We start from the raw sequence: 9,805 nt of genomic DNA on the forward strand, positions 1-9,805 counted from the left end.
AATCATCAGGCCTCGTACGCAGAGCGAGCATTCGGCTCCGATGTGTTCGTCAATTGTCACATTCATGCAACGCAGCCGCCTCTTGACCCTCGCCCAGGCGCCGGGAAGCATCGATGAAGCGGCGTCCCGGGCCGTGGGGAGATACCCGGACCAGCCCAAGGAGGACCATGTCGGTCAGCCCCGCCTCGTCGCGTGCCGGATGGCATACGTCCCAACCCGCGGTGCCCGGTCGACCTCCCGGCGGCCAGCGTCGCCCGGCGAACACCGCCGCGCCCGTGCTCACCGTGACGCTGTCCATCCCGCTGGCCTGTGAGGAGTCGCTGACCCCGGCGGCGCGCCGGCTGTTGGAGGCCGCTCGCGAGATGCTGGAGCGGGGTGAAGGCGTGATCATCGGTTCCGTCCCGGCCGAACGCCGCCCCGACCAGGCGCCCGCCAACCGGTCGCCGGCCCGACCGATCAGCCCGACCATTCCCGCCCTGCACATCCTCGCCTCGTCGCGCTCGGTGCTGCGCGACGAGGAGCCGCTGCCGCTGACCCGGCTGGAGTTCGACCTGCTGCTGCACCTGGTCGCCCACCCGCGCCGGGTGTTCACCCGGCTGCAACTGCTCAACGCCGTCTGGGGCTACGAGCACGCCGGCGTGCGCACCGTCGACGTGCACGTGCGTCGGCTGCGCGGCAAGGTCGGCGTGGACGTCCCGTTGGTCACCACCGTCTACGGCGTGGGCTACCGGCTGGCCGACGACGCCCGGGTCACCATCGACCGCAGCGGCTGACCGGCGGCATCCACGGACCCGGCGCGGGGCAGGATGGTCCGGTGCGCATCCGCCCCATCTCGCCCGACCTGCTCGTCACCGAGCTGACCGGCCGGCTGGCCGACGCGGCGACCCGCGCCGCGAGCGCCGCCGCCGGGCCCGCGCGGCTGCGGGTGGCAGTGGACGGCGCCCCCGCCGCCGGCGCCGACGAACTGGCCGCGGCGCTGGTCGACCCGCTGCGCGCCCAGGGTCACCCGGTGCTGCACGTGCGCGCCACCGACTTCCTGCGCCCCGCGTCGCTGCGCTTCGAGTTGGGCCGCACCAACCCGGACTCCTTCTACGAGGCCTGGGTCGACGAGGCCGGGCTGCGCCGGGAGGTGCTCGACCCGGCCGGTCCGGGCGGCAGCGGCCGGCTGCTTCCGTCGCTCTGGGACGTCGACGCCGACCGGGCCAGCCGGGCCCGCTACGTCGACCTGGCGCCCGGGGGCGTCGTCGTGGTCAGCGGCTCCCTGCTGCTCGGGGGCGGCCTGCCCTTCGACGTGACCGTCCACCTGGAGTTGTCCCCGGCGGCGCTGCGCCGGCGCACCGAACCGGCCCAGCGGTGGACGCTGCCGGCCTTCGACCGGTACGCCGAGGAGGTCGTCCCGGCGAGCTTCGCCGACGTCGTGGTACGTGTCGGCGACCCCCGCCGCCCGGCGCTCGTCGAGCCCGGCGGAAACGACTGACAACAACCGAGAATTCGTCGGTTTGCGCGCCTGATCGGGCGGGTACTCGCCCGGCTCACAGAGCGCGGGTGACCGCCCGCGCACCGAACGCGACCGTGACCGGGGCTCCGCGCCGCCGGCACCCGGTTCACCTTGAGCCACAGGCCCAGGAAAGGCAGGCAGCGATGCTCGTCCACGACACGGTCGGTACGACCCGGTCCCAGACGGAGATCGATCAGATCCGACAGTCGCTCCAGGCGCGCTACGACGAGCTGACCGCGGAGTACGACCACGCGGTGCTCCAGAGCCAGGTGCTGCGGCTGGTGGAGGTCGCCGACACCGCCGGCGACGACCAGGCCGACAGCGGCACCAAGACGGCCGAGCGGGACACCGCCCAGTCCCTGTTGCGCACCATCCTCGACCGCCGCGCCCAGTACGAGCACGCCCTCGGCCGGCTCGAGGAGGGCACCTACGGCTGGTGCGAGGGCTGCTCGGCGGCGATCCCGGTGGAGCGGCTGGAGATCTTCCCGTCCGCCACCACCTGTGTGACGTGCAAGCAGACTCGCGAGCGGCGGGCGGCCTGAGCCACCCCAGCGGTTGCCGGTCGGTCCGCGACGCGATGGACTTCCACAATGGGTGACATCCTGGTGGGCACCGCGTCCTGGACCGACCGCACACTGCTGGACTCGGGGTGGTACCCGCAGACCGCCGACACCCCGGAGAAACGGCTGGCCTACTACGCCAAGCAGTTCCCGCTGGTCGAAGTGGACGCCACCTACTACTCGCCGCCCGCCGAGGCGACCGCGCGGCTGTGGGCCGAGCGCACCCCGGCCGGCTTCACCTTCAACATCAAGGCGTTCAGCCTGCTGACCGGGCACCCCACCCGGGTCAGCGCGCTCTACAAGGACCTGCGCCCGGAGACCGACAAGAAGAACGTCTACCCCGACGACCTGCCCGCGCAGTCGTACGAGGAGGTGTGGACGCGCTTCCTGTCCGCGCTGGATCCGCTGGTCGAGGCCGGCAAGCTGGGCGCGCTGCTGTTCCAGTTCCCACCCTGGTTCACCATCAAGCGGGCCAACAAGCAGTACCTGCTGGAGGTGGCGAAGCGCTGCGCGCCGCTGCGCCCGGTGTACGAGTTCCGGCACGCCTCCTGGTTCGACGGCGACAACGCCGACGAGACGCTTGCCTTCCTGCGCGAGCACAAACTGCCGTACGTCTGCGTGGACATGCCGCAGGGCCACCGCTCGTCGCTGCCTCCGGTCCTGGCCGCCACCGCGGACCTCGCGGTCATGCGCTTTCACGGGCACAGCGACAAGTGGACCAGCAAGGACATCCACGAGAAGTTCGGCTACCACTACTCCAAGCGGGAGTTGGCCGACTGGGCGCCGAAGCTGCGCGAACTGGCCGACCAGGCTGGCCAGACCCACGTGCTCATGAACAACTGCTACCGCGACTACGCGCAGACCAACGCGAAGACCCTCGCGGGTCTTCTCGACGCCGGCTGACCTCACCCGATCGGGGTGGGGTCGCCTCACCCCACCCGTGGGGAGGGTGGACGCGGTGGGTACGGCCGCCAGTGGCGGCCGACGCCGGAGACGACACGGAGGTGACGGGGATGACGGTTCGACTGGTGACGGATCGACGGCGTGGTGCCGTCCTGCACGTGGTCGGCACGGCCGACAACGCCCGGCGTGCCCCGCAGGGCAGCCCGGTGCGGGCCCGCCGTGGCCCGGTGGGGCCGCCGCGCCGCGCCGACGACCGACGGTGGGACACCACGGAACGGGGGTCGACCGATGGCTGACGCGATGATCTCAGCGTTCGAGTCCTCGCTGGACAAGACCAACCTGATTCTCAAGGACATCGAGAACGCGTACGGCTGGCCGAAGGATCGGCGCAACCAGTCGTACGCGGCCCTGCGCACGGTGCTGCACCTGTTGCGCGACCGGCTGCCGGTGGACGAGAGCGTGGAGTTCGCCCAGCAGTTGCCGGTGCTGGTGCGGGGCATCTACTTCGACGGCTGGGTGCCGTCGGACGTGCCGATCAAGCTCAACCGCGACGACTTCCTCTACGAGGTGCGGCAGGGCTTCCCGTACGACGCGGAGGGTGGCCCGGAGCGGGTGACGCAGGTGGTGCTGGACACGCTGCGCCGCCACGTCACCCAGGGTGAGTGGCAGGACGTGAAGGACACCATGCCCAAGGACCTCGCCACGATGATGCCGTGACGGCCTGACACCGAGCCCGCCCGACGACGCGTCGGGCGGGCTCAGTCGTCGGCAGCCTCGGCGGCGGTGGGCACCCGCGACACCGGGTGACCGGACTGCCGGGCCAGCGCGGCGAACGCGACGGCGTCCACGATCGCGGCGCCGCCCGGATCGTTGTTGAAATAGACGTACGCCGGCTCGTCCGCGCCGAAGGCGTCGGTCAGCCGACCCACCCAGGACCGCAGCGCGGCCCGACCGTAACGGGGCCACGGCCGTGCCCGCCCCTCGTGCAGTCGCAGGTAGCCGAAGTCGGTGGTGCGCCAACGGGGGGCGACCGGGCGGCCCAGCCGGTCCGCCCAGACCAGCGCGGCCCGACGCCGCTCCAACACCGCCCGGGTGGCGTCGGTCCACCAGGAGGGGTGCCGGGGCTCGACCGCTACCCGCACCTGCGCCGGGAACAGTCGCAGCGTGGCGTCCAGCGCCTCGACGTCCGCCCGCAGGTTCGGTGGCAGTTGCAGCAGCACCGGGCCCAGCCGGTCACCGAGCGCTGTGGCGCGGCCGAGGAACCGGGCCACCGGCTCCTCCGGGTCACGCAGTCGCCTGATGTGGGTGAGGTAGCGGCTCATCTTCACCGCCACACAGAAGTCCGCCGGGGTGCGCGCCCGCCAGGCGGCGAAGGTGTCCCGCTCGGGCAGCCGGTAGAAGGCGTTGTTGACCTCGACAGTGGCGAACCCGGCCGCGAAGTGTTCCAGCCAGAGCCGCTGCGGCAGCCCCTGCGGATAGAAGCGGCCGCGCCAGTCCCGGTACTGCCAGCCGGACGTGCCCACCAGGATCACCACCCCATCCTGGCACTCTCCGCCGCCGCTCGCGAACTGCCCGTGTCGCCCCGGTTCGGCGTCTACGGTGAGGGTTAGAGAAGATCGCGCGTGGGGTACCACCCGCAGCACGACGGACCCCGGCGTACGGCGGGGCGGCACACCCGAGGGAGTACCGATGGCACTCAACGATGACGACATGCAGACCACCGGCGGCGGCGGCGCGGAGGGTCCGGCCGACGGCGGCGCGACCCCCGGTCAGCACGACGGTGGCGCCGACGGTGGCGCGGAAGGTCCCGCCGACGGTGGTGCCACCCCGGGTCAGCAGGACGGTGGCGCCGACGGTGGCGCGGAAGGTCCCGCCGACGGTGGTGCCACCCCGGGTCAGCAGGACGGTGGCGCCGACGGTGGCGCGGAAGGTCCCGCCGACGGTGGTGCCACCCCGGGTCAGCAGGACGGTGGCGCTGACGGCAGCGCCCGGTAGCGGCTCGCCATGACCTACCTCGACCCGCCGGGCGGCCACCACGGCCGCCCGGCGGCTCCGTCCACCGACGCCACAGCGGCGTTGGCCCGCTGCGTCTCGGTCGAACCGGCCAAGTTCGCCGCCGCGCACTGGGGGCACACCCCGCTGCTGTCCCGTGCCGCCGAACTGCCCGACCCGGCCGGCTTCACCGATCTGCTCAGCCCCGCCGACGCCGACGAGTTGCTGAGCCGGCGCGGTCTGCGTACCCCGTTCCTGCGCGTCGCCAAGGACGGCCAGTTGGTCGCGGCGTCGCGCTGGACCGGCGGCGGTGGCGCGGGCGCCGAGATCGGCGACCAGGTGCTCGACGAGCGGGTCCTGGAGCAGTACGCGTCCGGGGCAACCCTGGTGTTGCAGGGGCTGCACCGGATCTGGCCGCCGCTGGTCGACTTCGCCCGCGACCTGGGCCTCGCGCTCAACCAGCCGTTGCAGATCAACGCCTACCTGACCCCGGCCGGCAGCCAGGGTTTCGCCACCCACTACGACACCCACGACGTGTTCGTACTCCAGGTCGACGGCCGCAAGCACTGGCGGATCCACCCGCCGGTGCTGCCCGACCCGCTGGAGAAGCAGCAGTGGGGCGGGCGCGCCGACGAGGTCGGCGCCACCGCGCAGGGCCCGGCCGCGCTGGACGTGGTGCTCGCCCCCGGTGACGCCCTCTACCTGCCCCGTGGGTGGCTGCACAGCGCGCAGGCGCAGGACGCCAGCTCGCTGCACCTGACCGTGGGCATCCGCGCGCTCACCCGCTACGCCCTGGTCGAGGAGTTGTTGGCGCTTTCCGCCGAGGACCAGCGGCTGCGGGCCAGCCTGCCGTTCGGCACCGACGTCGCCGACCCGGACGCCATCGAGCCGGAGCTGACCGAGACCGTGGAGGCGTTGCGGGACTGGCTGCTGCGCGCCGACCCGGGCGCGGTCGCCGCGCGTCTGCGGCAGCGCGCCTGGCCGGCGGCCCGCCCGGCGCCGATCCGACCGCTGGCCCAGGCCGACGCGCTTGCCACCCTGGACGCCGACTCCCGGGTCGCCCTGCGTCCCGGCCTGCGCTGGCAGCTGGTGCCGCACGATTCGGACACCGTGGCGCTGCGGCTCTTCGACCGCACCATCACCCTTCCGGCGAGCTGCGAGCCGGCCGCCCGCGCCCTGCTCACCGGCACTGCCACCCGGGTCGGCGACCTGCCCGGCCTGCCCGACGACGCCGACCGGCTCACCCTGGCCCGCCGGCTGCTCCGCGAGGCCGTGCTCGTCCCGGCCTGAGGCCGGTCGGCGCACCGACCGTCCCGGCCGGGTGGGCCAGCGCGATCTTGCACTTTCTGTGGCTGATTCGTCCGCTCTTGCGCCTTGTGTCGCCGCAGAAACTGCAAGATCGACGGGGTTGGGGGTGGGGTCGGCCCCCGGTGGGTCAGCGCCCGAGGATCAGCAGCAGCACTGTGGTCAGTAGACCGGCGCCGAGCACCACACTGATCGGTCGCGGGCCGAGCACCGCGTGCCGGCGGTCGGCCAGCACCCGGGCCGGCACCAGGCCGACCAACGGACCGAGCAGCGTCACCACCAACGCCAGCACCGGCAGTCCGACCGCCAGGTCGCCGCCGTACCCGACGCCGAGCGCGCGGGCGCCGGCGCCCAGCGCGTACGCCAGCACACCGCCGGCCACCCCGCAGAGCGCCAGCAGCGGGTTGACCGAGCCCGGCAGCTCGCCCGGCTGACCGGCCCGGTCGAGCAGGTCACGGGCCTTGGCGAGCAGCAGCAGCGGGTCGGTGGCCCCGACGCCGTTCGCCGGGGCGGGCGGGCCGCCGAGACGGCGGGCACCGAGGCGTGAGCGGACCTGCTGCCACAGGTGGGCCACCTCGGCGTCGACCCGTTCCTGCTGCTCACGGGCGGCGACCAGCTCCTCCTCGGCGCTCTGGAGCTGCTCGGCCGCGTCGGCGACGGCCCGCTCGGCCGCAACGCACTGCCGTTCGTGCCAGGTGTGCGCCTCGGCGCGCTGCTCGCGGACCCGCGCGGTGAGGTCGGCCAGCCGCCGTAGCTGCGCCGCGTACGTCTCGCTGGTCACCGGTTCGTTCATCGGGTCGGTCCATACGGGATGATCACCTGTCCGGTGCGGTGCACCGCCCGGTCGAAGAAGAGCCCTCGCCAGGGGCGGGGATACCAGTCCGGGCCGCCGGTGCCCGGATAGAGCGACGAGCCCAGCTCGCCGCCGTGCGCGTCCAGGGCCACCCAGGCGCCGATCTGGTCGGTACGGGCGGCCGGCCCACCGAGATCGGCGCGCATCCGGGCCACACCCCGCCACCAGGCCAGCACGTGCGTGCGTCGTTCCGGCCCGTCGTGCATGATCCGGCGCAGCTGCTCCAGGCCGGTACGTCGGCCCGCGTGGGCGGCCAACGCACCCGCTGCCGCGTCGACAGCGAACAGCAGCAGGTAGTGCGGGCTTCCCGGGCCGCCGAGCCCGTCGGCCGTCTCGGCCATCAGCTCGCCGACGGTCTCCTCGTCGTACCAGGCGGCGTCGTCGGCCAGGTCGTCGTAGAGGGCGCGGGCGATCGGGTCGGCGTCCGGGTCGAGGCAGGCGATGGAGAACCGGGCGGTGCCCGGCGGGTGCTGACGGGCCAGCGACCGGGCCGCCGCGTCGAGCACCGCGCACGCCTCGTCGACGCGGGTGCCGAGCACCGCGAGGTTGCGGCCCGGCGCGCGCGGTAGCCGCAGCGACGCCGAGCGGGACTGCACGTCGATGATCTCCCCGAGCAGGGCCACCGGGTTGCGCGGCACGGTCCCGTCCGGCGGTACGGCCAGCGCCCGGAAGTCCGGGGCGTCCGCCAGCCGGGGGATGGCGTCGCCGTCGAAGAGCCGGGCGGGCGCCGCGTCGGGGGCGCGCATCCGCCACAGCCGGTGCTGCAACCCGCTCCAGGTCTCCCAGTCGCTGGCCGACGGGATGCGGGCCACCTCGTTGCCTTCCACCATGCCCGACTCGGCGTTGACCACCGCGTGCCAGCGCGGCAGCGACTGCGCCGCGTCGTTGCGCTCGGCGAGGATGCGCAGCGCTTTGGGCAACGCGATGCGCAGGGTGAACTGGGCGACCAGCGCGGGGCGGCCCCACAGCGCCTCGATGCCCCGCACGTCCTGCGAGGCCAGGACCAGGTGGATGCCCTGGGACCGGCCGCGGCGGGCCAGGTCCTCCAGCAGGTCGGCCGCCTCCCGGGCGACCGCGTCCCGGCCGGCCAGCAACATCTGGAACTCGTCCACCACGGCGACGATGCGTGGCCAGTGCCCGGTCGGGTCGACCGCCCGCAGCTCGGCCAGCTTGGTCACCTCGTGCTTCTTGGCCGCGTCGGCGCGTCGGCGTAACTCCTCGGTGAGGAAGCGCAGCAGCGCCAGCCCGAACTCCCGGTCGGTGTTGACGTTGATGCCGACCAGCCGCATGTGGGGCAGCCAACTCGGGTCGCGCCGGCCCTGCGCGAACCGCGCGAAGGAGACCCCCTCCTTGAAGTCGAGCAGGTAGAACTCCAGCTCGGCGGGGGAGTAGCGGGCCGCGAGGGCACCGATCCACGCGAAGATCAGATTGGTCTTGCCGGTGCCGGACGGCCCGCCGATCAGCGCGTGGGGTGGATAGTCGCCGAGCGTCAAGCGCACCGGCCGGCCCTGTGGGCCCTCACCGATCGGCGCGGTCAGACCGTCGGCGGAGTCCTCCCGCCACATCAGCTCGGGCGGGGGCAGCAGGTCGGTGAAGGGGGTCGGCGGCGGGCCCGCGTTCACCCGGGCGGCGACGTCCCGGCAGGTCTCGGTGACCAGCGCAGCCGGTGGCGGTGGGTCCAGCCGGACCGGCAGTCCGGCCGAGCCGCCGATCCGCGCGCCGGACACCCCGGCCACCACCCGGGTCACCGTCGGATCCTCCGGCAACGGCACACCGTGCACCACCAGGTGTACGCCGCAGGCGGCGCCGGCCCGTACCACCCGGTCCAGTTGCCCGCGCTCGTGCCGGTTCAGCTCCTCCCCGCCGAGCAGCACCGCCACCCGCCACGGCTCGGGTCGTCGGCCGGTCGCGGCCGCCAGTTCGCGCAGCGACGCGTACTCGCCGGCGAGGACCGTCTCGTTGATGCGGCGGATCTGCTCCACCAGGTCGTCCAGCAGTGGACCCAGCCCGCCCGGGCCGACGAAGGTGAGCAGCCCGGCCGTGCCCAACGGGGCGAACCCGGCCAGTCCGCCGCCGAGCTGGTCCGGGTCGTACCCGATCAGTCGTACCGCCCCGGGGTCGGCGCGGCCGACGGCCCGCAGCAGCAGCGCGGAGACCACCGCGTCGCAGCCGGCGCGGTCGTCCCCGGCGAGGTGGACGTGCCCGGCGTCGAGCAGCGGCACCAGCGCGGGCACCGGGTCGACGCCGTCGATCCCGACCGTGCCGACCCGCAGCGCGCCGGGCGGCTCGGCCCGGCGGGCGGGCGTCGGCGTCCACCCGGCCCAGTCGGCCCCCGCGCAGCCGGGCGCCTCCTGCCGGGCCGCGTCGGCGGCCCGCCGGGCCAGCTCCGCGATCCGGGTGGAGTAGCGGGCGTCGATCTCGGCGATGCGGCGGTCCCGTTGGGCGCCCACCCGCTCCGGTACTGCTGCCGCCGCCCGCTGGACCCGGGCGAGTCGTTCCCGCCCGGCGGTCAGGTCGGCCTGGGCGGCGGACAGCCGGGTACGGGTGGCGCCCAACGCCTCGGCGAGGGTGTCCCGGACCCGGCTGGCCAGCTGACCGCGCCGGTCAGCCATCGGAGCCCCGACGCGTCGGCGCGTCCCGCCAGGGGCTGCCCGTGCGCGGCGGCGGCCCGCCGGGGCGCGGCGGCCCATCCGA

At 74.1% G+C, this 9,805-nt stretch carries 11 protein-coding genes; 8 read left to right on the top strand and 3 right to left on the bottom strand.

Features of this window, described 5'->3' with window-relative positions; genetic code table 11:
- The first annotated feature begins 167 nt into the window (after positions 1 to 167).
- From PSH03_RS16970 to PSH03_RS16995, 6 genes are all read left to right on the top strand, one after another.
- Positions 168 to 773: a winged helix-turn-helix domain-containing protein gene (locus PSH03_RS16970; protein ID WP_112587450.1), complete on the top strand. Its 606-nt coding sequence runs from the start codon at positions 168 to 170 to the stop codon at positions 771 to 773.
- 41 nt (positions 774 to 814) lie between these two features.
- Positions 815 to 1,477 carry a nucleoside/nucleotide kinase family protein gene (locus PSH03_RS16975; protein WP_238689721.1) on the top strand — a complete coding sequence of 221 codons (663 nt, stop codon included), beginning with the start codon at positions 815 to 817 and terminating at the stop codon, positions 1,475 to 1,477.
- A gap of 164 nt (positions 1,478 to 1,641) precedes the next feature.
- The gene (locus tag PSH03_RS16980; RefSeq protein WP_238689722.1) at positions 1,642 to 2,040 is read left to right on the top strand and encodes a TraR/DksA family transcriptional regulator; all 399 of its coding nucleotides are present in this window, start codon (positions 1,642 to 1,644) and stop codon (positions 2,038 to 2,040) included.
- A 48-nt stretch (positions 2,041 to 2,088) separates the two neighbouring features.
- On the top strand, positions 2,089 to 2,961 hold the full coding sequence (locus tag PSH03_RS16985) for a DUF72 domain-containing protein (protein ID WP_238689723.1): 873 nt from the start codon (positions 2,089 to 2,091) through the stop codon (positions 2,959 to 2,961).
- 110 nt (positions 2,962 to 3,071) lie between these two features.
- A complete protein-coding gene (locus PSH03_RS16990; RefSeq protein ID WP_112587444.1) occupies positions 3,072 to 3,257 on the top strand; it encodes a hypothetical protein in 186 nt (61 codons plus the stop codon).
- Positions 3,250 to 3,678 carry a DUF2267 domain-containing protein gene (locus tag PSH03_RS16995; RefSeq protein WP_210787445.1) on the top strand — a complete coding sequence of 143 codons (429 nt, stop codon included), beginning with the start codon at positions 3,250 to 3,252 and terminating at the stop codon, positions 3,676 to 3,678. Before PSH03_RS16990 ends, PSH03_RS16995 begins: the two co-directional genes overlap by 8 nt.
- A gap of 41 nt (positions 3,679 to 3,719) precedes the next feature.
- On the opposite strand, the gene PSH03_RS17000 is transcribed toward PSH03_RS16995, so the two are convergent.
- The gene (locus tag PSH03_RS17000) at positions 3,720 to 4,493 is read right to left on the bottom strand and encodes a DUF72 domain-containing protein (protein WP_210787446.1); all 774 of its coding nucleotides are present in this window, start codon (positions 4,491 to 4,493) and stop codon (positions 3,720 to 3,722) included.
- A gap of 157 nt (positions 4,494 to 4,650) precedes the next feature.
- Here PSH03_RS17000 and PSH03_RS17005 point away from each other — a divergent pair, with 157 nt between their 5' ends.
- Positions 4,651 to 4,956 carry a hypothetical protein gene (locus tag PSH03_RS17005; RefSeq protein ID WP_238689724.1) on the top strand — a complete coding sequence of 102 codons (306 nt, stop codon included), beginning with the start codon at positions 4,651 to 4,653 and terminating at the stop codon, positions 4,954 to 4,956.
- Between the two features lie 9 nt (positions 4,957 to 4,965).
- A complete protein-coding gene (locus tag PSH03_RS17010; protein WP_238689725.1) occupies positions 4,966 to 6,243 on the top strand; it encodes a cupin domain-containing protein in 1,278 nt (425 codons plus the stop codon).
- Positions 6,244 to 6,388: 145 nt separating this feature from the next.
- On the opposite strand, the gene PSH03_RS17015 is transcribed toward PSH03_RS17010, so the two are convergent.
- Both PSH03_RS17015 and PSH03_RS17020 read right to left on the bottom strand, forming a co-directional pair.
- Complete coding sequence (locus PSH03_RS17015; protein ID WP_238689726.1) at positions 6,389 to 7,051, bottom strand: hypothetical protein; 663 nt, start codon at positions 7,049 to 7,051, stop codon at positions 6,389 to 6,391.
- A complete protein-coding gene (locus PSH03_RS17020; protein ID WP_238689727.1) occupies positions 7,048 to 9,723 on the bottom strand; it encodes an FtsK/SpoIIIE domain-containing protein in 2,676 nt (891 codons plus the stop codon). Before PSH03_RS17020 ends, PSH03_RS17015 begins: the two co-directional genes overlap by 4 nt.
- Positions 9,724 to 9,805 lie beyond the last annotated feature (82 nt).

This window comes from Micromonospora salmantinae, assembly GCF_022230905.1.
GTDB lineage: Bacteria > Actinomycetota > Actinomycetes > Mycobacteriales > Micromonosporaceae > Micromonospora > Micromonospora salmantinae.

What these genes read in the sequence shown, in the direction of transcription:
- PSH03_RS16970 (WP_112587450.1), top strand. Translation starts at nt 168, where the DNA reads ATGTCGGTCAGCCCCGCCTCGTCGCGTGCCGGATGGCATACGTCCCAA.
- PSH03_RS16980 (WP_238689722.1), top strand. Translation starts at nt 1,642, where the DNA reads ATGCTCGTCCACGACACGGTCGGTACGACCCGGTCCCAGACGGAGATC.
- PSH03_RS16985 (WP_238689723.1), top strand. Translation starts at nt 2,089, where the DNA reads ATGGGTGACATCCTGGTGGGCACCGCGTCCTGGACCGACCGCACACTG.
- PSH03_RS16990 (WP_112587444.1), top strand. Translation starts at nt 3,072, where the DNA reads ATGACGGTTCGACTGGTGACGGATCGACGGCGTGGTGCCGTCCTGCAC.
- PSH03_RS16995 (WP_210787445.1), top strand. Translation starts at nt 3,250, where the DNA reads ATGGCTGACGCGATGATCTCAGCGTTCGAGTCCTCGCTGGACAAGACC.
- PSH03_RS17005 (WP_238689724.1), top strand. Translation starts at nt 4,651, where the DNA reads ATGGCACTCAACGATGACGACATGCAGACCACCGGCGGCGGCGGCGCG.
- PSH03_RS17010 (WP_238689725.1), top strand. Translation starts at nt 4,966, where the DNA reads ATGACCTACCTCGACCCGCCGGGCGGCCACCACGGCCGCCCGGCGGCT.
- PSH03_RS17015 (WP_238689726.1), bottom strand. Translation starts at nt 7,051, where the DNA reads ATGAACGAACCGGTGACCAGCGAGACGTACGCGGCGCAGCTACGGCGG.
- PSH03_RS17020 (WP_238689727.1), bottom strand. Translation starts at nt 9,723, where the DNA reads ATGGCTGACCGGCGCGGTCAGCTGGCCAGCCGGGTCCGGGACACCCTC.